Genomic DNA, 25,459 nt, shown 5'->3' with positions numbered 1-25,459 from the left:
AGAAAGGGTTTTTCTCTTAAGCTAAAATGGCTTGCAGCAAAGCTTTTTGTACATGCATACGATTTCCAGCCTGCTGAAAAACAACAGAATTTGGTCCGTCAATAACGCTTGCTGTTACTTCTTCTTCACGATGCGCAGGCAAACAGTGCAGAAATAAATAGTCTGACTTAGCATAGGCAGCTAGTTCTTCATTTACTTGATAAGGAGCAAATATTTTCAAGCGTTGCTGTGCTTCTTCTTCCTGTCCCATACTTGTCCATACGTCTGCATAAATAGCATCGGCATTTTTCACAGCTTCTACAGGATCTTTTGTAATCGTAACCTTCGCACCTGTTGTAGCAGCTATTTCATGAACATAAGCTGTTACAAAGTCTTTTGGCTCATATCCATCAGGGCATCCAATTGAAATATCTATCCCCATTTTTGCACAGGCAATCATTAACGAATGCGCTACATTATTTCCGTCTCCAACATACGCTACTTTTAGCCCTTCAAATGATTTCTTGTGCTCGTAGATCGTTAATAAATCAGCTAGAGCCTGACAAGGATGATAATCATCTGTCAAACCATTAATAACGGGAATGGATGCGTAATCTGCAAGCTCTTCGATCTTGCTGTGTTCAAACGTACGAATCATTATAGCATCGATAAATTCAGATAGTACGCGTGCTGTATCAGCAATCGTTTCTCCGCGTCCAATCTGTAAATCTTGGCTGCTTAAAAAGAGGGCGTTTCCTCCAAGCTGCATCATTCCCGCTTCAAATGAGACTCTTGTTCTTGTTGAAGATTTTTCAAAAATGAGCCCCAGCGTTTTTCCTTTTAACGATGTTACGATTTCACCATTTTTATGCTTTTCTTTCAGCTCAATGGCGCTTTCTAAAAGTGACATAATATCGTCTGATGATAAATCTTTAAGTGTAAGCAAATCTTTTCCTTTTAAATTCGTATTTACCGAGACTGTACTCATGATACTGTCACTTCCTTTTTAGTTTTTTGAAACCATTCTTGCAGTGATGAAACGTGATATTCATCGACTTGGAACGATTGGAAAAATAGCGAAGCCGTTTCTGCCTCCGTCATAACCATTAAACCGTGTTTTAATGCTGACATACGGCTTTCTTTATCTTCAGGCTGTAAACTTACATATAATAAAGCTTCTTTCGTTTTCACCCATTCACTAACTTCTTTATCTTTAACAAGAGTTAATCCCGCGCTTTGCGCAAGCTCTTCAAGGCCCTGCGCCTCTCCGTTGATATACACTTCTGCAGCACCTTTTTTACTTAACACATACTGATGGAATACTTTTTTTGCTGCTTCTTCAATCGTTGAAGAAATCGCAATTCCTTCACCAGTTGACTTCATTTCTGGTCCAACAAGTGGATCAACTCCTGATAATTTACTTGTCGAAAACACTGGAAACTTGATAGTTGTGTAAGCCGGATCCGGCAATAAACCTAGCTTTTCACTAATTTCCGACAATGATTTCCCAAGCAATATTTGAGTTGATAGCGAAACAAGCGGCGTGTTGCACACTTTGCTTACTACAGGCACTGTACGGCTGGCACGCGGATTAACTTCCAGCATGTAGACTTCATCGTTGTAAATAACATATTGGATATTCATAATCCCTTTATATTGAAGTTTGGTTACAATTTTTTGAGCGTAGCTCACCATTTTTTCTTTATGTGCTGCTTTTACTGTTTTTGCTGGTAAAAGCGCATAGCTGTCTCCTGAATGAACGCCGGCTTTTTCAATATGTTCAACGATTGTCGGAATCAACACATCTTTTCCATCTGCTACCACGTCAACTTCTGCTTCTTTTCCCGGGAAGTAAGCATCAATAAGCATTGGGAAATGAGACGCTTTAATAGCCGGTAAACAAGCCTGCAGCTCCGTTTCGTTTTGAATTGTCAGCATTCCTTTTCCGCCAATCACGTAAGAAGGACGAATAAGTAATGGGAAGCCCATATCTTTTGCTTTTTTTACAAGTTCTTTCGCGTCCTTCGCCATTTCACCTGGGATATGCAGAATATCACAGTCATCTAAGAGCTTATAAAACAGGTCACGATCTTCAAGTGCATCAATGACATCATTTGTAATCCCTAGTAAATTAACGCCAGCTTCTTCTAGACCTTTAACAAGCGAAATAGCCGTTTGACCTCCGTATTGAACAATTACATCCGTTACATTTTCAGCATCAAGAACATTTAATACGTCCTCTACTGTTACAGGTTCAAAATATAAGCGATCTGCTACTTCAAAATCTGTACTTACCGTTTCTGGATTATTGTTAATTAAAATCGTTTCGTATCCTTCTTTTTCAAGAGCTAGCACACCGTGTACAGAGCTGTAGTCGAACTCTACTCCTTGCCCGATACGAATTGGTCCAGAACCGATAATCGCAACTTTTTTATTCGTTGATGGTTCAATCTCACTTTCGCCGTAGTAACTAGAGTAGAAATAAGCCGTTGAAGATTCAAACTCCGCTGCACATGTATCCACCATTTTATAGCTTGGCGTAATATGTAGTGCTTTACGTTTCGCTCTTACCTCAAGTTCTGGCACATTCCATACGTCTGCTAGATACGCATCTGTAAAACCATGTTCCTTCACTTGCTTGAATTGTTCAGCTGTAATCGAATCAAAACGTACTTCTTTTAAAGATGCTTCCATTTTAATCAGCTGTGCAAAGTGTGTTAAATAGAAATAATCAATTTGTGTTACTTCATGGATATACTCAGGCGTTGTACCGCGGCGTAAAAGCTCAAGGATAACAAAAATACGCTCATCGCTTTGTTCACCTAGCCTGCTTTTTAATTCATCCGTTGAAAGTTCTTGCAGTTCTTCTACTTCTAATCCTTGTAAGTCAATTTCTAAAGAAGATAATGCTTTTTGGAAGCTACGTGTAAAGTTACGGTCAATAGCCATTACTTCTCCAGTTGCTTTCATTTGCGTACCAAGCGTTCTTTCAGCGTAGAAAAACTTGTCAAACGGCCACCTTGGAAATTTCACTACTACATAGTCAAGAGCAGGTTCAAAGCTTGCATACGTGTCTCCTGTCACAGGATTTAATAATTCATGAAGCGTGTAGCCTACCGATAGCTTTGCAGCAATTTTGGCAATCGGATAGCCAGTTGCTTTTGATGCAAGAGCAGACGAACGGCTCACACGCGGATTTACTTCAATTAAATAGTACTGCTTGCTTTTTGGATCAAGCGCAAACTGAATGTTGCAACCCCCAATAATGCCAAGCGATGAAATAATTTTAACTGAAGCAGAGCGAAGCATTTGATATTCCACGTCTGTTAGTGTTTGAGAAGGAGCAACGACCACCGAATCTCCAGTATGGACGCCTACGGGATCGATGTTCTCCATATTACAAATTGTGATGCACGTATTGTTTACGTCACGCATAACCTCGTACTCAACCTCTTTAAATCCGGCGATGCTTTTTTCAATTAAGCACTGAGTAATAGCACTTTCACGCAAACCTGACGCTGAAAGCTTTTCAAGCTCTTCCATAGAATGAGCAATTCCTCCGCCCGTTCCGCCTAGCGTATAAGCAGGACGTACAATAACAGGAAAACCAATTTTCTTGGCAAAAGCTAACGCTTCTTCTACTTTTGTAACAACTTCACTTTCCGGCACCGGTTCATTCAGTTCATTCATCAATGCGCGGAACTCTTCACGACTTTCACCTTTTTTGATTGATTCAATCGGCGTTCCTAAAAGTTTCACATCATATTTTGGCAAAATGTTTTGTTCATGAAGCTCAAGTGCTAAGTTTAAACCCGTCTGTCCACCTAATGTTGCTAACAAACCGTCCGGCTTTTCTTTTGCAATAATTTTCTCTACGCAGTCTACTGTTAATGGTTCAAAATAGATTCGGTCTGCTACGTGAGTGTCCGTCATAATTGTAGCTGGATTATTATTGATTAAGATAACTTCATAACCTTCTTCTTTTAATGACAAGCATGCCTGAGTTCCTGAATAATCAAATTCTGCTGCTTGCCCGATTACGATTGGTCCTGATCCGATTACTAAAATCTTTTTTAACGTTTGGTCTTTAGGCATATACTTTTCCGCTCCCTACTTGCTGTACTTTCGTCATAAATTCATCAAAGATATACGTGCTGTCACTTGGTCCAGGATGTGCTTCTGGATGATATTGAACCGACATAACAGGAAGGTCTTTATGCATTAAACCTTCAACCGATCCGTCATTCACATTTTTAAATCGAACGTTTAATGGCGTAGACGTAATCGTCTGTTCATCTACGACATAGCTATGGTTTTGAGACGTCATACACACTTTGTTATTCGTTAAATCAATTACAGGCTGATTAGCTCCTCGGTGACCGAACGCCAGCTTTTTGGTTTGTGCCCCAAAAGCAAGCCCAATTAACTGATGTCCAAAGCAAATTCCCAAAGTTGGATACGATGAAATAATTTCTTTTAATTCATCCAGCTGACTGCTCACTTGGGTTGGATCTCCAGGTCCGTTTGATAAGACAATGCCATCCGGCTGCAGCTCTTTTACTTTTGAAGAGCTTGTAGAATAAGGAACAACTGTTACTTTGCAGCCTCGATTTAACAGCTCTTGTAAAATTGATTTTTTATAGCCAAAGTCCATTAATACAACGTGTTTTTCACCGTTCCCGTAAGTAACAGGCTCTTTTGTTGATACTTCTTTTACTACATATCCATCGCATTCAGCAGTAAATGCTGGTGGTTCAGCAGATGTCGAAAAGGCAGATTGCATCGTACCTTCTTTTCGAATTCGTTTTACGACCGCTCTCGTATCCACATGTGTAATAAGCGGAATGTTCCATTTCTTTAAATATTGTTTAAAGCTGTACATCGCTTCGTAATGGAACCCTTCATCTGAACATTCGTATACGACAACGCCTGCTACGTGAGGCTTTTTGCTTTCATAATCTTTTTCATTGATACCATAGTTCCCAATCAAAGGGTACGTAAAGACGATAATTTGATCTTTGTAAGATGGATCAGTCACAACTTCTTGATAACCAGTCATTCCAGTAAAGAAAACAATTTCTCCTTCTGCCTGGTGCGTTGCTGTATGTTCAATGTGTCCGGCGAACGAATCGCCGTTTGCTAAGTGTAAATATCCGTTCATTGTGCATCCCTCTTCGAATAATTATTTATAAAACAGAATTTTTATACAAACATATTCAAAAAAATTTGTATTATGAAGTAATTTTTGTTTGGCTAAACGCTTCTTCAATGATATGAATCGCTTGGTCCAACTCTTCTTTTGTTACAGTTAAAGGCGGCAGCAATCGTACTACATGCGGTCCTGCTCCCAGTGCTAGCAATCCTTTTTCACGCATAGCTGCAAGCAATGCTGACTGATGTTCTCCGCATTCAATTCCAATCATAAAACCTTTTCCACGAACATCGGTTACAAATGAATAATCTGCTACGCTATTTTTCAAAGCATTGGTAAAATAAAGGCTTTTTTCTGTAACCTCTGCCAAAAATGCTTCATTAAAAATAATGTTTAAGGTTGCTTTGGCTGAAGCTAGTGCAATTGGGTTTCCTCCAAAGGTTGTTCCGTGAGTACCAGGTCCAAATGCTTCTTTGAGATAGCCTTTGCCAATCATCGCACCAACCGGCATTCCGCTTCCTAATCCTTTAGCTGCTGTAATAATATCTGGTGAAACGTTAAAATGCTGATAAGCAAATGGTTTTCCAGTTCTGCCGATTCCAGTTTGCACTTCGTCAACTATAAACAGTGCTTCGTGCTTTTTACATAGCTCTTGAATGGTTAATAAAAATGCTTCGGTTCCTGGAACCACTCCGCCTTCTCCTTGAATGACTTCAACCATAATTGCTGCTACGCTGTCGTCCATTTCCTGTTTTAATGCTTCTTCATCATTGTAGGGCACGTAAACAAACTCATTAACAAGAGGACCGAAGCCATCATGAATTTTTGCCTGCCCTGTAGCTGTCATTGTAGCAAATGTACGTCCATGAAATGATTTTGTAAACGTAATAATTTTGTGTTTTTGTGTGTACTTGCGCGCTAATTTAATCGCCGCTTCGTTGGCTTCTGCACCGCTGTTACAGAAAAATACTGCATCACCGTTTGAGCGTTCCACAAGCTTACCTGCTACGTCTTCTTGAATCGATTGATGAAATAAATTTGACACGTGCCACACTTTATTTAACTGCTCTTCGACCGCTTTTTGAACATCAGGATGACGATGACCTACGTTACAAACAGCGATACCTGAAATAAAATCTAAATACTCATTTCCTTTGTTATCTATTAATTTTGTTCCTTGCGCCTCTTCCACATGGATATCAAACCGTTGATATGTTGGAAACAATGAACTCATCGCTATCTTCTCCACCTTTCCCACTATATTTAATTGCTGTACCAATCAGCTTTCCTTCCTTATCTAAAAATCCATCAGTTCCGCTAATAATATGAACTTCTTCAAGCAAAGGAGATAACGCATTTACCGCTGATGTTACTTTCGGAATCATTCCGCCATAAATTACTTTTTCTTCAATAAGTGCATCAATCTCTGACTTTGTAAGCTCAGGAAGCAATGCTCCATCCTTTAACACACCTTTTACATCCGTTACAAACATCAGCTTTTCAGCATTTACTGCTTGTGCAACGGCTCCGGCTGCCACGTCAGCATTAATATTATAGCTATTACCTTCTTCATCTGCTCCAATGGAAGAAACAACTGGAATATACTTACTGTCAGTTAGTTGTTTTAATAATGTATCGTTTACGCCTTTTACTTCTCCAACGTAACCTAGACGTTCCACATCAATTGCCTCTGCTTTAAGCAATAATCCATCAATTCCTGATAGTCCTACCGCTTTTAAGTTCGATTTTTGTAGATCTTTTACAAGCTGCTTATTAACCTTGCCTGCTAATACCATCGTCACAACTTCTAATGCTTCTTTGGACGTTTTTCGAAGCCCATCTACAAATTCCGTTTCAATGTGAAGTTTGGTAAGCGTATCTTGAATATCAGGTCCGCCTCCGTGCACAACAATGATCTGATATCCATTTGCTTTTAACTGCTGAATGCTTTCAAAAAAAGCGCTTGTTAACTGGTTGACAATGCTGCCTCCGCATTTTACAACGACGATTTTTTCATTGCTCATTTCACTCTCTCCTTACGTTCGATAACTGGCATTGATTTTGACATAATCGTAAGTCAAATCGCAGCCCCACGCTTTGCCGATCCCGCTTCCCTGCTGTAAGTCCACATAGACTTCGACCGTATCATTTTCTAAATAAGCCTTTGCCTCTTCTTCACTAAATGAAACAGGCTGACTGTTTTCTAACATCTGGATATTGCCTAACGAAACATTCACTGTTTCTGGATTAAACGCTACTCCGCTGTATCCAACTGAACAAATAATTCGCCCCCAATTAGCATCGGCTCCATACATGGCCGTTTTCACTAGGTTCGAGCCCACAATTTGTTTAGCAATCACATTTGCTTCTTCGTTTGTATGAGCACCAGATACGTTTACTTCAATTAGTTTTGTTGCTCCTTCACCGTCGCGTGCAATTTGTTTGGCTAAATCTTCACACGTCAAGCGCAGTGCTTCATAAAACGAATTCCATTCAGGATGATCTGGTGTAAGCGACTGGTGATCAGCTTTTCCATTTGCTAAAACAACAACCATATCGTTGGTGGACGTATCACCATCCACTGTAATTTGATTAAAGCTTTTATTTGTAATAGAACCTAGCGCATCTTGTAGCACTGAAGCTTCAACCTTAGCATCCGTTGTGATAAAGCTAAGCATCGTAGCCATATTTGGGTGAATCATGCCTGATCCTTTCGCTGTGCCGCCAATGGTGACTACTTTGCCGTCAATTTTTGTTTCATAGCAAGCTGATTTCATCACTGTATCTGTTGTTAAAATAGCCGTTTGAAATTCTTCTGCTTTTTCTTTGTTCGACGAGGGACTTAACAACCCAATGCCTTTCACGATTTTTTCCATATCTAGAAGCTCTCCAATTACGCCTGTAGAAGCTACCGCTACATGATGAGGTAGGATATTAAGCTTTTTTGCACATGTATTTCGCATTTGGTATGCATCTTTTAATCCTTGTTCTCCAGTACATGCATTTGCACATGCGCTGTTCACAACGATCGCTTGCAGCTTCTGCTCCACCGCTACACTTTCTTTTGTAACAGCTAAAGGCGCCGCTTGGAAGGCGTTAAGCGTGTAAACAGCTGCGCAATTAGCTGGCACATCGCTTACAATAACTCCTAAATCTTTTTTAGCATAACGTAAACCAGCGTGAACGCCGTCTGCTGAAAAACCTAGCGGCGTTACAATTGTACCGTTCTCTATTTTCTTTATCTTTTCTTTCGTTTGTTTAACCGTAATCACTATACGTTCCCTCCTGCTTTTATCGTGATTAGTGATGCTGTTGACTTTATGGGAAGACAGGCAGTAGCCCCATACCCGCTTGCTGTTCAAATCCCATCATGATATTGGCATTTTGAATGGCCTGGCCGGCTGCCCCTTTAACTAAGTTATCAATGACAGAAACAATCGTGACACGCTTTGTTCGTTCGTCAAATGCAACACCGATATCGCAATAATTTGATGCACTTACTTCTTTAGTAGACGGAAATTCACCAGCTTTTCGAACGCGAACGAACGGGGAGTTTTGATATGTATCTACATATAGCTGATGAAGCTCTTGTACTGAGCTTTCTTCAGAAAGTTCAGCGTATATTGTACTCATAATCCCTCGCGTCATTGGAACTAAGTGCGTACTGAACGTAACGTGGCCAATTTCTTCATCCCACTTTTCTAAAATAGATTCGATTTCTGGGATATGCTGATGTTGATTAACTTTGTATATTTTCATATTTTCATTGATTTCAGCATAATGAGCCATTTGCGAAAGACCGCGTCCTGCTCCTGAGATCCCGGACTTTGCATCAATGATAATAGAGTTTGATTTCACCATTTGTTTACTAACGAGGGGAGCTAACCCAAGCAGTGTAGCTGTTGGATAACAACCCGGATTCGCAACGAACGTACTGCTTTCAACTTCGTCTGCAAACCATTCTGATAATCCATACACAGACTGATGCAAAAATATTCCATCCGCAGCAGGCTTTTTGTACCATTTTTCATAAAGCGCTTCTGTTTTTAATCTAAAATCTCCAGATAGATCTACCACTTTTATTCCTTCTTCTATTAATTGAGGTACAAGTTTGCTAGAAACACCGGACGGAGTTGCTGTAAACACTAAATCTAATTCTTCAGCCATCTTCTTAGGGTTTATATCTTGCAGTGTATATACAGTATTAGAAAGGTGAGGATAAACTTCTGCTAGTTCCATCCCATCCTGAGAGGATGAATAAACTGCATAAACATGAAAATGTGGGTGATTCGCTAACAAACGAATCAGTTCTACTCCTCCATACCCTGTTGCTCCAACAATTCCTACCTTGTATTCTTTCATTTTAAAACTCCTTTTTCCACGTATCTATTTGAATTATTTATCATTATAATACCGTATAAAAATAAAATCAAATGAATATTTAAAAAATCCAACACTTTTTTCTATATTTTTAAACATTTTTATTTATTCATAAGTTTTTATTTTTATAACTATCTTTCTATTTTTGTTTAGAAATTGTTCACAGATAGTTTTGGAAAACACTGGTTGTTTTTGTGTATAATAAGAATATCGATAAAATCATCCGTATGACATTTTTTTATACGGCTAGTGGACGTACAGCATATACAGACTGTTCTAACTTAATAGATTAATAAGTAGCAGTCGCAAAAATTTTAATTAAAAGGTGATAACATGATGAACATCACAACGGATTCTTTTTCGAATGAGCTCCAGCAATTTTTTATGAGCTTTGATCATAAAATTTCGTTTAAAAAAGGTGACTTTCTCTTTCAAGAAGGTTCGACTTCAACTCATTTATTTTTTATTACATCAGGGGCCGTGCAAGTAGGTAAAGTGACACCGGAAGGACGCGAGCTGACGCTTCAGCTGGCGAGTTCAGGAGACTTAGTCGGGGAAGTCATGCTGTTTTGCGGATCTACTCCCCATATGCTTCAAGCAAAAGCTATTGAACCTTGTACGGCAATCAGTATTCAAAAACGGGTGTTAGAAAACGAACTAGCACAATACCCTGCTCTTTCTATGGAGTACATGAAGTGGATGGGACTACAAATTAAACGAATGCAGACAAAATTTAGAGACTTAATTCTAAATGGAAAAAAAGGTGCTCTCTATTCTACTCTGATCCGCATGTCTAATAGCTTTGGAGTAATGAAGCCAGATGGTATTTTATTAAACGTAACGTTGACCAATCAAGAAATCGCCAATCTATGCGGGACATCTCGAGAAGTGGTCAATCGCATGCTCGCTGAGTTGCGAAAAAACGAAGTGATTTCAATGGCAGATGGAAAAATCATCATTCATAAGCTTTCTTTTTTAAAGAAAGAAATAGACTGTGAGGACTGCCCTGTGGAATTGTGCAGAATTGAATAAGAAAAAAAGCCATCGTTGATGGCTTTTTTCTTATTGAACACCTAATGCAATTTTAGCGTAGCGCGTCATGCGATCTTTATCCCATGGCGGATTAAATGTGATATTCACTTCTACATTTTCTACTTCTTCAAGCGAAATTAATTGTTTTTTCACTTGTTCGCCAATCACACCAGCCAGCGGGCAGCCGATAGAAGTTAACGTCATCGTCACGATAACCGTGTTGTTTTCTTCCATTTCTACACCGTACACTAAGCCTAAATTTACGATATCAACGCCAAGCTCTGGATCAATTACTTCTTCTAGTGATTCCATGATTTTATCTTCTAACTGTTTATCCATATTCATTCTCCTTTCTTTTACTTCCGTAATTATCTTCACGTATTAAATATACCCTTAAACAATTTATCGTAAGCAATCAATAACTATGTCTTACACCGTAACAAGACAGCTTTTGCATGTCAATCGTTCTGCTTTGCTCTTAAGGAAAAGTTGTGTAAAATATGGGAATACAAGCATGAATATTAGTAGAATTCAATATAATCGTATAACTACTTCAATTTAAAAGGAGCCCTATATGAGACACGATCAACACTTAATCGCCTTAGATCTGGATGGAACATTGTTAACGAATGAAAAAACCATTTCACCTACAACGAAACGGGTATTAGAAAAAGCCAAACAAGAAGGACATATTGTAATGATTGCAACTGGAAGACCTTATCGTTCCAGTGCTATGTATTACAGCGAATTAGATTTATCCACGCCTATCGTAAACTTTAACGGAGCGCTTGTCCATCACCCCCTTCAGCCTGATTTCGGCACGCATCACGAACCTTTAAACCGCCGCACTGTCCATGATATTGTGACAGCTATGCAAGACTATCGCATCAACAATATCATGGCAGAAGTACAAGATGATGTGTATCTTCATTTTGAAGATCGAAAATTAATGGATGTACTTAGCCTAGGGGATCCTAAATTACAAACGGGTGATTTGCGTCATACGCTGCAGCACGATCCAACGTCTATTTTAATTCACGCAGATGAAGAACATGTACAAGAGATACGCTCTCACCTTTCAGATGTTCATGCAGAAGTACTAGAACATAGACGCTGGGGAGCACCTTGGCATGTCGTTGAAATTGTAAAAAAAGGACTTAATAAAGCTGTAGGTCTTGAGCGCGTAGCTAATCATTATCAAATTCCACGCGAACGAATTATTGCGTTTGGAGATGAAGACAATGATTTTGAAATGATTAAATTTGCAGGACACGGTATCGCCATGGAAAATGGTATTAGCGAATTAAAACAGCTAGCGCGTGAAGTAACAAAATCGAATGAAAATGATGGTATTGCTTATTATTTGGAAAAAACGTTAAATTTATAACTTAGCTTTTTTTGAAAAGCAAGGTAAATTTTTATCGCTATCATTTTTTTTATTTAGTACACACTATAACCGACACTTCTTAAGGTGTCGGTTTTATTTATATTACGAGGAGGAATTTATGATGGGCAGAGGCAATCGATCAAAACGTTTTGTGAAACAAGGTGCAGACGCAGTTCAAAAACATGATGAACGAATTCCTTATCATATGACTATGGCAGAGGCAGAAGCATTTCAAGCTCAGCAGCGCCAAACTCCTCATGGAGGACAGTAACTTATGAAAAATTCACTTTTTGGTCAAGTAAAAGATGCGATTCGAAATGCAGTATCCGGCCATTCAGAAGATCAGCTTCACCGTCAAAAGCACGGCAACGGTGAACTTGATATTTCAGAAGGTGTATTAAATAGCATTGCTTCTAACGCTTCTCCTGAGGAGCAAGAGCAGCTGAAGCAATTCCAAAACTCATTGCATCAAGCGTACGATACAGATGGAGAATCACATTCACAAGAGAAAAGCGCAGACATTATGTCTGATACGCTGTCTCATATCGTTCAGAATGCTTCTTCCGAAGAGAAGGCACAGCTTGAACAGCTTCAAAACACTTTAGAAGGCGGTCAGTCTCACGCTCACGGTAAAGCTCACACGTCCAGTGAAAGCGTAGCAGCTGATATATTATCTCATGCACAGCAAAATGCTTCTCCTGAAGAAAAGAGCCAGCTTGAACAGCTTCAAAGCACTTTAGAAGGCGGTCAGTCTCATGCTCACGGTGAAGCTTACACGTCTAGTAAAAATGTAGCAGCTGATATGCTGTCTCATGCACAGCAAAGCGCTTCTCCTGAAGAACAAGCTCAGCTTCAGCAGCTTCAGAATACATTGGGAGCTGCTGGTCAAAATCATCAAACGTCTCAGGCTCATACGTCTGCAGCTTCTGGTGAAAACATTGCAGCTGATATGCTGTCTCATGCGCAGCAAAATGCTTCTCCTGAAGAACAAGCTCAGCTTCAAGAACTTTCTAATGACTTAAAAGGTACACATTAATACAAAAGGTCCAGGTAATTAATACCTGGACCTTTTTTAATCCTTGCGAAACAAACCAAAGATTCCCGTTGTCTGAACGATATTGGTAAATGCTTTAGGATCTACCTCTTTAATCACTCGTTCCAAGTCATATAATTCATATCTGGTCAAAACAATCATCAGCATTTCTTTATCTTCATTTGTAAAGCCGCCTTTAGCCGGTACCGCCGTAATCCCTCGCACGAGTTTGGCGTGAATCGCCTTTCTTAGCTCCACTCCTTTTTTTGTTACGATCATTGCTGTGAGTTTGACATGACGCGTATGAATAACATCAATGACGCGAGTAGTTGTATAAAGCGTCACAAGCGTATAGAGTGACTTCTCAGCACCATATAAAAGACCTGCTAGCACGATAATAATTGCGTTTAATATGAACATATAAGTGCCAATTGGTCGGTCTTTTACTCGAGACAAAATCAGGGCAATAATATCGAGCCCACCAGTTGAAGCTCCAAATTTTAATGTAATCCCTACCCCTACCGCTAAAATAACGCCTCCAAAAACTGCGTTAAGAATGATGTCTTTAGAAAGTGCTTGAATAGGAATAATTCCAAGAAACAAAGTTGTTGCAGCAACGCTGATAAAGCTGTAAACAGTAAATGACTTCCCAACTTTTTTCCACCCTAAAATAGTTACAGGAATATTTAACAACAACAACAGCACTCCCGTGGAAATAGTAAAAGGGGTGTAATCTGTCACGATACTCGAAACAAGCTGCGCTACTCCTGTAAAGCCGCTCGAATATACATTAGCAGGTATCAAAAACAAGTTGAGCGCAAGCGCATTCAATAATGCTCCTACCAAGACGACTATCGCTTTTTTTGTTTCAAGCCACATATTCAAATGACCGACCTCCGCTTTTTTAAAACTTCTTACTCTCCTATACCCATTTATAAAATGAATAAAGTCAGCATCTTTAAAATAGTTAGTACATATAGTATGTACGATTTGGCAGAATTAAAAAAACTTATTCAAAAATTGTATTTTCCTCAAAGTGCTTATACACTAATACTATATCGTATATAACGCTTCTCAATGTTTATACATCAAATTCATTTAATATTTTATAAATGCAATTAGGAAGGTGACATTTATGTCAATTAAACTTTTAACCGATAGTGCAAGCGATTTGCCTTTATCCTTTTTTCAAGAAAATAACGTTGGCTTTTTACCACTTCGCGTAAGCCTGGATAATCAAGAATTTTTAGATCTACAAACGATTGAGCCAGCTTCTGTCTACGAAGCTATCCGTAAAGGCAAGATGCCAAAAACATCTCAAGCGGCTCCAACTACTATGTATGAAGTCTTTGAAGACATAGCTAAATCAGGTGATTCGTGCGTTTATTTAGCTTTTTCTTCAGAATTATCCGGTACATATCAAACAGCAATGATGATTCGAGAAGAACTCCTAGAAAAGTATCCCGATTTTCAATTAGAGATAATCGATACGAAATGTGCATCTCTTGGCCAAGGAGTAGTTACTTATTATGCAGCACAATTACTACAACAAAACCTCTCACTAATAGAGATGACAGAAAAAATAAAACAATACGCGCTGCATATGGAACATATTTTTACGGTCGATGACTTAGATTTTCTTGCTCAAGGAGGACGCGTGAGCAAAGCTTCTGCTTTTGTAGGAGGCCTGCTTAATATTAAGCCGCTGCTTCATGTGGAAGATGGAAAATTGATTCCAATCGAAAAAATCCGCGGCCGTAAAAAAGTATTTAAGCGCATGCTTGATGTAATGGAAGAGCGAGGAAAAAACCTCTCTTCTCAAACCATTGGAATTAGCCATGGAGATGATTTAGAAACAGCTCTTCAGCTGAAAGAGATGATTCAAGAACGTTTTGGAACCAAACATTTTATTATTAATATTATTGGTGCAGCCATAGGTTCTCACTCTGGCCCAGGGACGATTGCAGTCTTCTTTTTGAACGAAAACATCGAATAATTTAAAGAGGTCAGGGCATTCTAAAGGTACGACCAAAAAGGGGTGTATCACGATGCCAAAAACGAGCGATAACGATAAAAAAGCAAAAGATAATAACGCAAAGCTTCACGAAAAGAATCTGCAAGCTAAGCATAACCGTGAGCTTGGAAAACATTCATTTTCTAAAAAAACTGATCACTTATAAAAAGAAGCCGCTGAATTTTCAGCGGCTTCTCCTTTTAGTTTTCTTCTTTTTTAAAATATGTCCATCCTTCTTCTTGATAAACTTTTCCTTCTTTCATCAGTTTACCAAGCGCACGTTTGAACGCAGCTTTACTCATATTAAAGCGCTCACGAATATCTTCCGGATAGCTTTTATCCCAAAATGGCATAACGCCACCGCGGCTTTCCATGTAATCGTATAGTACTTGTGCATCTTCATCCATGCTTTCTTGCTTGCGCGGAAGAAGCGATACGTTTAGCGTTCCGTCTTCTTTTACATTAATTACGCGGCCTGTTACATATGTACCAAGCTTTGGTTCTTTGCGTCTCTCGCTTTCATGAATAAATCCAACATATCCTTCATCTGTCATAATAAATGAACCTACGCGCAGTACGCGATAGATGTATCCGCTCACTTCACGATTAAAAAGTTCGGGCGGAGCATCTAATGCCATTGCTTTCATCACATCATCTGTAGCAATTTTTCCGTACATCTTACCGCGCTTTGAAATCTTCATTGTACAGTAAACCTTGTTTCCGACTTCTGGCCACAGATCTTCTAGCGCAGGTAAGTCTGTTGAACCAATTAACATATCTTTGTTCATGCCGATATTTACAAACACGCCCAAACCTGGATTAACATCTACGACCTCGACCCACTCATAAACACCTTCTTCAACAAGAGGTAAGTGCATCGTTGCCGTTAAACGGTCATGCTGATCAAGGTATAGAAAAACTTCTACTTCTTCTCCTTCAGCAAGTTCTCTTGTGGTTTCATTTTTATGTAGCAAAATTTCTTCTTCACCTTCTGCTAACATATAACCAATCGGCGTTTCCCGGTTTACTGTTAAATACGCTTTCATCCCAGCTTCTACATTCATCGTTCTATCCATCCTTTATATAAATTAGTAGTGACTATTCCCTCACCACATACCTTCTCCCTTTGCATCGAACAGCATTTTAAATTTCAAATCAACTTAAATGCATGCATGGTTTAAAAAAGCTGCTTCTATAGCTTACAACAAAAAGCATAACTTGTATTGTATCAATTACCGGCTCTCTATTCAATATCAGTTGTATACAGTTTGTGTTTTATTTATAATAAAAGAACAAACTCTTTACATATGGAGGTTATTATGGCTAAAGATAGTTCATTTGACATTGTGTCACAAGTCGATTTATCAGAGGTAACAAACGGCATTACCATGGCAACAAAAGAAATTAAAACCCGCTACGATTTTAAAGGCAGTAAAAGCGAAATCTCACTTGAAAACGAAGAGCTTGTTCTTATTTCTGATGATGAATTTAAGCTTGAACAGTTAAAAGACGTACTGATCTCCAAGCTTATTAAACGAGGCGTACCTACACGCAATATCTCATATGGAAAAATTGAGAACGCCTCTGGAGGAACGGTTAGACAACGTGCCAAGCTAATTCAAGGTATCGACAAAGACAACGCTAAAAAGCTAAATACAATTATTAAAAATACCGGTTTAAAAGTAAAAAGCCAGATTCAAGATGATCAGCTTCGCGTAAGCGGTAAAAATCGTGATGACCTGCAGCAAATTATTTCAGCTATTCGCAGCGCTGATTTACCTATTGACGTACAATTTATTAATTACCGCTAAAAAATGGATGCCACGGCATTCATTTTTTCTTTTAAAGCCTTTTTTTATTCGTTCAGACTTATTCCTACGCATAGATACACTTTCTTAACAAATACTAGTATACGCTTACATACTCATATTAATTAAGGAGTGTATACTAATGAATCAAAATCAAAAACAAAACTTCCCTCCTCAGCATCAGCAAACTCAGCCAGGTATTGAAAAAGATATGCATCCAATCCCTACCTCTATCGCTCCAGATTATAAGGCAAGCGGAAAATTACAGAACAAGGTAGCTGTTATCACCGGAGGAGACAGCGGTATCGGACGTTCTGTCGCTTATCATTACGCTAAAGAAGGCGCAAATGTTGTCATAACCTACCTTAATGAACACGATGATGCAAATGAAACCAAAAAACAAGTTGAACGAATGGAAGCTTCTTGTTTATTGCTTGCTGGCGATATAGGAGATGAGCATTTTTGTCAAGAAGTCGTCTCAAAGGCGATTCAGACTTTCGGAAAAATAGACATCTTAGTCAATAATGCAGCTGAACAGCATCCTCAAAAAAGTATTACGGATATTACGACTGAACAGCTTACTCGTACGTTTCAAACGAATATTTTTTCAATTTTTCATCTGACCAAAGCTGCATTGCCTCATTTAAAACAAGGAAGCGCTATTATTAATACAACGTCTGTGACAGCTTACCATGGACATGATCAGCTGATTGATTACTCTTCAACCAAAGGTGCTATCGTTGCTTTTACACGTTCTTTATCAGCTTCGCTCGCAACAAAAGGCATTCGCGTAAACGGCGTAGCTCCGGGACCCATTTGGACACCTCTTATTCCGTCTACGTTCGACGAACAGCAAGTTGCGACATTTGGGTCTAATACACCTATGAAACGGGCAGGACAGCCTTCTGAGCTCGGACCGGCCTATGTATACTTGGCAAGCTCTGATTCTTCTTATATGTCCGGGCAAGTTCTGCACATTAATGGGGGATCCATTGTAAACGGATAACATTTCTCTTCGGTCATTCATTTATTTTTATGTGGAAACACTATCAGAATTCAGCTATTTTTGTTTAAATAGAGATATGAACACCGCTAAAGGAGAGTATTTGAATGACCGATACATTAAGCACTCTTAAACATATATACGAAACCATTTTAAATAAAGTCGATGCCGGTATCCACGCGGTCGATGAAACAGGAAAAACTATTATTTATAATGAAAAGATGACAAAGATGGAGCTGATGGATGAACAAGACGTTTTACATAAAAACTTGTTAGATGTGTTTATGTTCAAAGAAAATCAGCAAAGCACGCTTGTACAGGCGCTGCAAAAAGGAAAAGAAACGGTTAACGTCAAGCAAACGTATTTCAACAATCAAGGACAAGAAATCACGACGATTAATAATACCTTCCCTATTTTAAAAGACGGGGTCATTCAAGGAGCGGTTGAAATTGCTCAGGACGTGACGAAACTAGAGCGTCTAATCCGGCAAAACATTAGGCAAAAAGGAAACACACGCTTTACGTTTGATAGCATCATCGGAAACAGTCAAGCGGTTCATGATGTGATTGAAGACGCCAAGCGCGCTACTAGAACTCCTTCTTATGTCTTAATTATTGGAGAAACAGGCACGGGAAAAGAACTGTTTGCTCAAAGCATACATAATGGCAGCAGCCGCTCTTCTGCGCCTTTTATTTCACAAAACTGTGCTGCGCTACCGGATAATTTAATTGAAAGCCTTTTGTTCGGTACGAAACGCGGAGCTTTTACAGGTGCAATGGATAATCCTGGTCTTTTCGAACAAGCGCAAGGAGGCACATTACTGCTAGATGAAATCAACTCGTTAAACCCAAATCTTCAGGCTAAGCTTCTTCGAGTGCTGCAGGAAAAAACCGTACGAAGAATTGGGGATACAGTGGACAAACCGGTTAACGTTCGAGTGATCGCGAACATGAACGAAGATCCAATCGATGCAATTGCAGAAAACCGATTACGCAAAGACTTATATTATCGACTTGGAGTCGTGACGCTTTTTATTCCTCCTCTTCGTGAACGAAAAGAAGATATTATTGAATTAACAAAGTTTTTCATCAAAAAATACAATGATTTGTTTCAGATGAATGTAAAAACCGTAGATCACCAAGTCATGTCTTCTTTTCTCTCTTATGACTGGCCAGGGAACGTACGGGAATTAGAACACATTATTGAAGGTGCAATGAACTTGGTAATGGACGAAGATGTTATTCACTATTCTCACCTTCCTTTCCAATACAGAACGAAGTTCCAGCTAAAGCAGCATGAACATTTTGAAAATAAAGCAAGCAGTGACGCACCTTCTTATCCAAGCGCTTTTCACCCTTCTCTTCCTTTAAAGGAACAGCTGTTAGCGTTCGAAGCAGAATGTATTAAACAAACGCTTGAACAACACAGCCACAACATCTCAAAAAGTGCTAAGATACTAGGGCTGACCAGACAAAGCTTGCAATATCGTATGAAACGATTAAACATCCGCTCTAAATAAAAAAGAAGTGCACAGTGCACTTCTTTTTTATTTTGCTTTATAAACCGGTGAATCCGATTGTTTTTGATCAATATTTTTCTTGATTCCTACGTGATAATACACGTAGAGTACAATGATTAAAGGGACACCACAGTAAAGACCAATTCGTTGATCCGGAATAAAAATTAAGCTGATTAATACAAGTCCATACAAACAAAAACCTAGAATAGGAACGAACGGATAAAGTGGCGTTTTAAATTTCAATTCCTTTATGTCTCCTCCTTCCGCTAAAAAACGACGGCGGAACATAAATTGAGAGGCACAAATGGACATCCAAACAATAATGGTCACCATTCCTGAAATCGAAATAAACCAAAGATATACGGTTTCAGCAGCCACGACACTTGTAATCAACGAGCACCCTGAAATAATCATTGTCACAATTAATGCGTTAATTGGAACACCTTTTGTAGATAATTTCTTCAAAGGTTTTGGCCCCATATTGCTGTTTGACAGTGACCAAAGCATACGAGAAGCAGCATAAACGCCGGAGTTCGCCACTGATAGAACGGCTGTTAAAATGACAAAGTTCATGATATCCGCTGCGTATGGAATGCCAATTTGATCTAATACGGCAACAAACGGACTTTCAATGACGCCTGCTGTTTTGTATGGCAGAATAGAGACTAAAACAAACATAGCTAATACAAAGAAAAACAGCGTTCTCCAAATGACGTTTCGAATAGATCTCGGCAACGTTTTCTCAGGACTTTCACTTTCTCCTGCTGCAATGCCGACAAGCTCCGTTCCTTGAAACGAAAAGTTAACCGTTACTAAAGTCAATAAAACTGCCAGTATTCCATTTGGAAAAAGACCTGCGCCTTGGGTGAAATGTGAAAGAAACGGGGCGGGTTCTCCTCCCTTGAAATCTATAAAACCAAAAACAGCAGCTCCTCCAATTAAAATAAATAGAATAATAGCCGTAACTTTAATACTCGAAAACCAAAACTCAATTTCAGCATAGCTTCGAGCAGAAAGAGCGTTAATTAAAAATGTAATGACACCAAAAATCAAGCACCATGACCATATAGGTACATCAGGAAACCACCTCTGCATTAAAATTCCTGCTGACGTAAATTCAAGCCCCGTCGTATTTGCCCAGCTGAACCAGTACAGCCATCCAATCATAAAGCCTGTAGAAGGTCCTAAAAACCTTGTAGCGTATTCTTGAAAGGAACCTGAAACCGGCATTGCTACCGCTAGCTCTCCTAAACAAAGCATAACTAAGTACATGAGGAAGCCGCCTATTATATATGCAAGAATGGCTCCTCCCGGCCCTGCCTGGCTAATAGTAAAACCCGAACCTAAAAATAGGCCTGTTCCAATTACGCCTCCTAACGCAATCATAAATAAATGTCTGCTTTTCATTGTTCTCTGTAATTGGTTTTGTTCTGTATGTCTATTCATCGGTACCTCCGTTCTTCATTTTCTTATATGTGGTTTGTACAAGCATGCCTACTTTTTAGCATCTGAACGGTTGTTTCTTGAATCAACTTAGGAAGAACTCCGAACGAATAAGGCTTATACACTCGCTCTGTCCACTTATGTCCGTCTTTCCCATATACTCCTATATTGATGGACGGAATATTTAACTCTCGAATTTCACGGAAAGGAATCGCCCCTGCAATCCCCCACCCCGGAAAGTTACGTGTAAAAGCATCGATTTCCTCATCTGTCTCATGAAGAGATAAAAAGCTGCCATCCGCTAGGTAGGGAAAAAATTTTTTAAACTGAAACGTCTCTCCCGTCTGTTTTCCAATCTTCTCCACAGCTGCTTGCAAGGGATAAAGAAGCTGCTGATCTCTGCTTTCGTCTTTCTTCAAGTGATTATGAGGCAAGTAAGGCGGTGCAAAAAAGACAATTACGCGCGGACTTTGATGCGGATCTAACTTTTGAAGTTCTTCAATTACTTTAAAGCACCTTGTTCTAAGTTCTAAATGCGCATACTGTTCGAAAGCTCGTTCAATACAAGCCTGAGCATTTATCCCTTTTTGATCCAATTCTTCCAGGTAATCTTCCAAACTCACAACATCCACTTTCCAAGACAAGTTTCGCTTTGGTAAATTCGTTCTCTGAACAAAAAGTTCGTAATAATCAGAAAGTTTTTTCTCCACTTTTTCACATGCTTCGATTGATAATCCAATTAATTGACTCATCACTTCTTTTGCCGTTCGTTCATAGATGAAATAGTTAAAATACAAATGACTGCTTACAGCAGTTTGCACATTATAAGCCTCTTTATTATCTCGTTGATACAGACAGGAAGGTGGCAGTACCAGCTCTCCTTCAATATTTTCAGTTAGATTAATATTGTTATGGATGCTTCCTGTGATCTCAGATGCAATCAAATTAGGATCTATACCAGCAAGCGTATCTCCTACGTGTACCTCCCTTCCGTAAATATAAAAACATGGAAGCAGTTTCCCAGCAGCTCCTGTATAAATATAGCGCGTGGAATCTCCATCGTAAAGAGGTGTAATAAAGTCGGTATTAATCGCTGCTACATATGAAAGATTTTTTTCTTTTTTCAAACGGTTCAGTTCAGAAACGGCAGAAATAATTCCAGCATGCTGACTTTCCTCATCTGGGTTGACCATAAAAAGGACGTTTCCTTCTAATTTATTTGGATGCTTAGTAAAATGCAGCACATTGGCTAAATGTACAGCAATTCCACTTTGCATATCAACGGCTCCTCTTCCAAACATCCATTCACCTGAGCGAGCATCTCGCTGTACATCTTCATTAATGTTATGCGTAGAGAAATAGCGCTGAAGTTCTTCTGGATCTAATGCTATGTCTTTTAATGGACCAAAATCTTCAATGCCAACCGTATCTAAGTGAGCGTGATAAATCATTGTTTGAGCATTTTTTTTGCTGCCTTGAATAAAAGCAAATACATTTTTTCTACCTAGCGTATCGCCATTAATTTTCTGTTCCCAAACGTGGAGGGGATTTTCTTTGAAATAAGGAAAACTTTGAAGCGTGTTTTTAATGAAATCAGCAATCTTTACTTCGCCGCTTGTCCCATTGATACTTTTGATTTTCACTAACGTTTTTGTTAAACATTCAACTTGCTCTTCCATGCTTAGCTGTGAGAGTTGGATATACACTTCTATTCCTCCTGCCTATCAAATAAAAACGTCATTTAGCTGCATATGAATAAAAATAGTACGATATATACATATCGTACTATTTTTATTTATTTTAAACCGATTACTCAGCAAATACTTTTTCAATTCGTTCAATTGCCCAGTCTAACTCTTCTTTTGAAATCGTTAGCGGCGGAGCAAAACGAATAACCGTACTGTGCGTTTCTTTACAAAGCAAACCTTGGTCTTTTAATTTTTCACAATAAGGACGAGCTTCTTCGTGTAATTCTACCCCAATGAATAGACCTCGGCCGCGCACTTCTTTAATAACTGGATTGCTTAAGCTTTGGAGCTTCTGCTTGAAATAAGAACCTAATTCTAATGAACGCGCTGGAAGTTCTTCATCTTCAATTACTTCCAAAGCAGCTAATGATACGGCACAAGCAAGCGGGTTTCCTCCAAATGTTGAACCATGAGAGCCAGGGTTAAAGACACTTAGAATGTCTTCATTAGCAACTACGCAAGAAATAGGGAAAACTCCTCCTCCAAGCGCTTTACCTAAAATCAGCATATCTGGTTCTACACCTTCCCAATCACAAGCAAACATTTTGCCTGTACGCGCTAAGCCAACTTGGATTTCATCAGCAATAAAGAGCACATTATGTTCTTTACATAAATCAGCTGCAGCTTTTAAGAAGCCTTCTGGAGGTAAAACGATACCTGCTTCACCTTGAATTGGCTCAATTAAAAATGCGGCTGTATTTGGTGTAATAGCAGCTTTTAACGCTTCTAAATCACCATAAGGAATGGTTTGAAGCCCTGGAAGCATTGGTCCAAAACCACGTTGATATTCTGCTTCAGACGATAAGGAAACAGCTGTCATTGTACGACCGTGGAAGTTGCCCACACATGCGATGATTTGTGCTTGATTTTCAACAACGCCTTTCACATCGTAAGCCCAGCGGCGTGCAGCTTTAATGGCTGTTTCCACCGCTTCTGCTCCCGTATTCATTGGAAGAGCCATATTTTTATTTGTTAATTTACAAATCTTTTCATACCATGGACCAAGCTGATCATTATGAAACGCTCGTGACGTTAACGTTACTTTATCAGCTTGACGTTTTAATGCTTCAATAATTTTTGGATGACGATGTCCTTGGTTAACAGCGGAATAAGCACTTAGCATATCCATATATTTATTATTTTCTGGATCGTGTACCCATACGCCTTCTGCCTTTTCAATTACAATCGGCAGCGGATGATAGTTGTGTGCCCCAAATTTTTCTGTTTGCTCAATGATTTTCACCGTTTTTTGTGTTTCAGTTGTCATATTTACTCCTCCTTATTTTCTAATTAGAATGTTTCAGATGTTGTTTTTGCTTGCATGTGAAGAACAAGATAATCCGGTCCGCCTGCTTTTGAATCCGTTCCTGACATATTAAATCCGCCAAAAGGCTGGTAACCAACAATCGCTCCTGTACATCCTCTGTTAAAATACAGATTTCCAACATGGAACTCTTCACGAGCGCGCTCAATATGCTCGCGGTTGTTTGATAATAAAGCGCCTGTTAATGCATATTCTGTATTGTTTGCAATCTCCATCATATGATCAAAATCTCGCGCTTTAGAGAATGCTACTACCGGACCAAAAATTTCTTCTTGCATGAGACGAGCTTTTTCATCTACATCCGCAAAAATAGTTGGCTGAATAAAGTATCCAGTTGAATTGTCTGCTTCTCCTCCCGCAACAAGCCGTCCTTCTTCTTTTCCAATTTCAATATACGATAATACTTTGTTATACGACGCCTCATGAATAACAGGTCCCATATAAGTTGAAACTTCTTCCGGGTTTCCAACGGTTAATGTTTTTGTTAGCGCAACTGCTTTTTCAAGCACTTCATCATACACATCTTGATGCACAACAGCACGAGAACCAGCGGAGCACTTTTGCCCTGCAAAACCAAATGCAGAATATACAATTGAAGAAGCAGCTAAATCCAGATCCGCATCTTTGTCTACAACCACCGTATCTTTTCCGCCCATTTCAGCAATAACGCGTTTTAGCCATTTTTGGCCCGGCTGTACTTTTGCTGCTCTTTCGTAAATGCGGCAACCTACTGCGCGCGAGCCGGTAAACGAAACAAAACGTGTTTTTGGATGTTCAACTAAGTAGTCACCGATTTCAGGTGTAGCACCAGGAATAAAGTTTAATACGCCTTTCGGTAAACCTGCTTCTTCCATTACTTCTACAAATTTCGCTGCTACTACAGGAGTGGCATCAGCTGGCTTTAATAAAATCGTGTTGCCTGTTACGATAGCTGCTACTGCTGTTCCAGCCATGATAGCTAACGGGAAGTTAAATGGTGAAATAATAATACCTACGCCAAGCGGAATATAATTGTACTGATTATACTCACCGTCTCGACTCTGTACTGGAGAACCATCTTTTAACGTCAGGACTTGACGTGCATAGTACTCTAAAAAATCAATTGCTTCTGCTGTATCAGCATCTGCTTCGTTCCAAGGCTTTCCTGCTTCTTTTACAAGATAACTAGAAAATTCATGCTTTCTGCGACGGATGATGGCCGCTGCACGGAAAAGAATATCCGCGCGATGTTCTACTTTCCATTTTTTCCACGTTTCAAAAGCTTTTAAAGCTGACTGCATCGCTTGCTCTGCTAGATCTTTATTTACTGTAGAGACATATCCAATCACTTCTTTTATATTCGCTGGGTTAACAGACGTAATTTTCTCTTCAGTTTCCACTTTTTCACCGTCGATCACAAGCGGGTACGTTTTGCCAAGCTGTGTATTTACATATGTTAATGCTTCTTGAAATTCCTTTTTATTGTTTTCGTCCTTAAAATTTGTAAATGGTTCATGAGAATAAGAAACTACCATGATATATACCTCCTAGTATGCAAATCTTTGTTTACTTTATAGTTATGCAAATAGCGTGCCAACTTTTAATAAAACTTTACGGCCTATTTGTCATCAAGGTTTTCACCACTTGTATCATTCTT

General features: G+C 39.2%; 23 protein-coding genes. 9 read left to right on the top strand and 14 right to left on the bottom strand.

The window, feature by feature from the left end; genetic code table 11:
- Nucleotides 1–16: 16 nt before the first annotated feature.
- The 7 genes from argF to argC all read right to left on the bottom strand — a co-directional run bounded on the left by argF (nt 17) and on the right by argC (nt 9,493).
- A complete protein-coding gene (gene argF, locus AC0C45_RS06925) occupies nt 17–967 on the bottom strand; it encodes an ornithine carbamoyltransferase (protein WP_016763029.1) in 951 nt (316 codons plus the stop codon).
- Entirely contained in the window at nt 964–4,074 is a 3,111-nt protein-coding gene (locus AC0C45_RS06920; RefSeq protein ID WP_472927990.1) for a carbamoyl phosphate synthase large subunit, read from the bottom strand. The genes argF and AC0C45_RS06920 overlap by 4 nt, the downstream gene beginning before the upstream one ends.
- The gene (locus AC0C45_RS06915) at nt 4,067–5,140 is read right to left on the bottom strand and encodes a carbamoyl phosphate synthase small subunit (protein ID WP_016763027.1); all 1,074 of its coding nucleotides are present in this window, start codon (nt 5,138–5,140) and stop codon (nt 4,067–4,069) included. The genes AC0C45_RS06920 and AC0C45_RS06915 overlap by 8 nt, the downstream gene beginning before the upstream one ends.
- A gap of 70 nt (nt 5,141–5,210) precedes the next feature.
- Complete coding sequence (locus AC0C45_RS06910) at nt 5,211–6,365, bottom strand: acetylornithine transaminase (RefSeq protein ID WP_016763026.1); 1,155 nt, start codon at nt 6,363–6,365, stop codon at nt 5,211–5,213.
- Entirely contained in the window at nt 6,331–7,155 is an 825-nt protein-coding gene (gene argB / locus AC0C45_RS06905; protein ID WP_013081733.1) for an acetylglutamate kinase, read from the bottom strand. Before argB ends, AC0C45_RS06910 begins: the two co-directional genes overlap by 35 nt.
- Nucleotides 7,156–7,167: 12 nt before the next feature.
- Nucleotides 7,168–8,403: a bifunctional ornithine acetyltransferase/N-acetylglutamate synthase gene (gene argJ / locus AC0C45_RS06900; RefSeq protein ID WP_472927989.1), complete on the bottom strand. Its 1,236-nt coding sequence runs from the start codon at nt 8,401–8,403 to the stop codon at nt 7,168–7,170.
- Between the two features lie 46 nt (nt 8,404–8,449).
- Nucleotides 8,450–9,493 carry an N-acetyl-gamma-glutamyl-phosphate reductase gene (gene argC / locus AC0C45_RS06895; protein ID WP_472927988.1) on the bottom strand — a complete coding sequence of 348 codons (1,044 nt, stop codon included), beginning with the start codon at nt 9,491–9,493 and terminating at the stop codon, nt 8,450–8,452.
- Nucleotides 9,494–9,844: 351 nt separating this feature from the next.
- Between argC and AC0C45_RS06890 the strand changes: the two genes are divergently transcribed.
- Nucleotides 9,845–10,543: a Crp/Fnr family transcriptional regulator gene (locus AC0C45_RS06890; protein WP_047931019.1), complete on the top strand. Its 699-nt coding sequence runs from the start codon at nt 9,845–9,847 to the stop codon at nt 10,541–10,543.
- 30 nt (nt 10,544–10,573) lie between these two features.
- On the opposite strand, the gene AC0C45_RS06885 is transcribed toward AC0C45_RS06890, so the two are convergent.
- The gene (locus AC0C45_RS06885; protein WP_013055384.1) at nt 10,574–10,882 is read right to left on the bottom strand and encodes a metal-sulfur cluster assembly factor; all 309 of its coding nucleotides are present in this window, start codon (nt 10,880–10,882) and stop codon (nt 10,574–10,576) included.
- A 235-nt stretch (nt 10,883–11,117) separates the two neighbouring features.
- Between AC0C45_RS06885 and AC0C45_RS06880 the strand changes: the two genes are divergently transcribed.
- The 3 genes from AC0C45_RS06880 to AC0C45_RS06870 all read left to right on the top strand — a co-directional run bounded on the left by AC0C45_RS06880 (nt 11,118) and on the right by AC0C45_RS06870 (nt 12,966).
- On the top strand, nt 11,118–11,930 hold the full coding sequence (locus AC0C45_RS06880; protein WP_047931020.1) for a Cof-type HAD-IIB family hydrolase: 813 nt from the start codon (nt 11,118–11,120) through the stop codon (nt 11,928–11,930).
- Nucleotides 11,931–12,048: 118 nt separating this feature from the next.
- Nucleotides 12,049–12,201, top strand: coding sequence for a hypothetical protein (locus tag AC0C45_RS06875; RefSeq protein ID WP_013055382.1), 153 nt, complete (start codon nt 12,049–12,051; stop codon nt 12,199–12,201).
- Nucleotides 12,202–12,204: 3 nt separating this feature from the next.
- The gene (locus AC0C45_RS06870; protein ID WP_047931021.1) at nt 12,205–12,966 is read left to right on the top strand and encodes a DUF3813 family protein; all 762 of its coding nucleotides are present in this window, start codon (nt 12,205–12,207) and stop codon (nt 12,964–12,966) included.
- A gap of 36 nt (nt 12,967–13,002) precedes the next feature.
- Here AC0C45_RS06870 and AC0C45_RS06865 read toward each other — a convergent pair whose 3' ends face one another.
- The gene (locus AC0C45_RS06865; protein WP_034655312.1) at nt 13,003–13,842 is read right to left on the bottom strand and encodes a YitT family protein; all 840 of its coding nucleotides are present in this window, start codon (nt 13,840–13,842) and stop codon (nt 13,003–13,005) included.
- A gap of 256 nt (nt 13,843–14,098) precedes the next feature.
- Here AC0C45_RS06865 and AC0C45_RS06860 point away from each other — a divergent pair, with 256 nt between their 5' ends.
- A complete protein-coding gene (locus AC0C45_RS06860) occupies nt 14,099–14,959 on the top strand; it encodes a DegV family protein (protein WP_034654417.1) in 861 nt (286 codons plus the stop codon).
- Between the two features lie 52 nt (nt 14,960–15,011).
- Nucleotides 15,012–15,143 carry a DUF3941 domain-containing protein gene (locus AC0C45_RS06855; protein ID WP_013055378.1) on the top strand — a complete coding sequence of 44 codons (132 nt, stop codon included), beginning with the start codon at nt 15,012–15,014 and terminating at the stop codon, nt 15,141–15,143.
- A 34-nt stretch (nt 15,144–15,177) separates the two neighbouring features.
- Here AC0C45_RS06855 and AC0C45_RS06850 read toward each other — a convergent pair whose 3' ends face one another.
- Nucleotides 15,178–16,041 carry a CvfB family protein gene (locus AC0C45_RS06850; protein WP_013055377.1) on the bottom strand — a complete coding sequence of 288 codons (864 nt, stop codon included), beginning with the start codon at nt 16,039–16,041 and terminating at the stop codon, nt 15,178–15,180.
- Between the two features lie 255 nt (nt 16,042–16,296).
- Between AC0C45_RS06850 and AC0C45_RS06845 the strand changes: the two genes are divergently transcribed.
- The 3 genes from AC0C45_RS06845 (at nt 16,297) to AC0C45_RS06835 (ending at nt 19,308) form a co-directional block, all read left to right on the top strand.
- Nucleotides 16,297–16,788, top strand: coding sequence for a YajQ family cyclic di-GMP-binding protein (locus AC0C45_RS06845; RefSeq protein ID WP_013055376.1), 492 nt, complete (start codon nt 16,297–16,299; stop codon nt 16,786–16,788).
- 139 nt (nt 16,789–16,927) lie between these two features.
- On the top strand, nt 16,928–17,791 hold the full coding sequence (locus tag AC0C45_RS06840) for an SDR family oxidoreductase (RefSeq protein ID WP_016763019.1): 864 nt from the start codon (nt 16,928–16,930) through the stop codon (nt 17,789–17,791).
- 104 nt (nt 17,792–17,895) lie between these two features.
- On the top strand, nt 17,896–19,308 hold the full coding sequence (locus AC0C45_RS06835; protein WP_028407442.1) for a sigma-54 interaction domain-containing protein: 1,413 nt from the start codon (nt 17,896–17,898) through the stop codon (nt 19,306–19,308).
- A gap of 27 nt (nt 19,309–19,335) precedes the next feature.
- Here the strand turns inward: AC0C45_RS06835 and AC0C45_RS06830 are convergent, their stop codons facing one another.
- The 4 genes from AC0C45_RS06830 to pruA all read right to left on the bottom strand — a co-directional run bounded on the left by AC0C45_RS06830 (nt 19,336) and on the right by pruA (nt 25,337).
- On the bottom strand, nt 19,336–20,754 hold the full coding sequence (locus AC0C45_RS06830; RefSeq protein WP_472927987.1) for an amino acid permease: 1,419 nt from the start codon (nt 20,752–20,754) through the stop codon (nt 19,336–19,338).
- 23 nt (nt 20,755–20,777) lie between these two features.
- Nucleotides 20,778–22,457 carry a M20/M25/M40 family metallo-hydrolase gene (locus AC0C45_RS06825; RefSeq protein ID WP_047931022.1) on the bottom strand — a complete coding sequence of 560 codons (1,680 nt, stop codon included), beginning with the start codon at nt 22,455–22,457 and terminating at the stop codon, nt 20,778–20,780.
- Between the two features lie 103 nt (nt 22,458–22,560).
- Entirely contained in the window at nt 22,561–23,766 is a 1,206-nt protein-coding gene (locus tag AC0C45_RS06820) for an ornithine--oxo-acid transaminase (protein WP_047931023.1), read from the bottom strand.
- Between the two features lie 23 nt (nt 23,767–23,789).
- Nucleotides 23,790–25,337, bottom strand: coding sequence for an L-glutamate gamma-semialdehyde dehydrogenase (pruA, locus tag AC0C45_RS06815; RefSeq protein WP_013081720.1), 1,548 nt, complete (start codon nt 25,335–25,337; stop codon nt 23,790–23,792).
- Nucleotides 25,338–25,459 lie beyond the last annotated feature (122 nt).

The organism is Priestia sp. VA7 (assembly GCF_055710015.1).
Note: the sequence above shows the minus strand (reverse complement) of the source record. Positions and strands in the feature narration are given on the sequence as shown.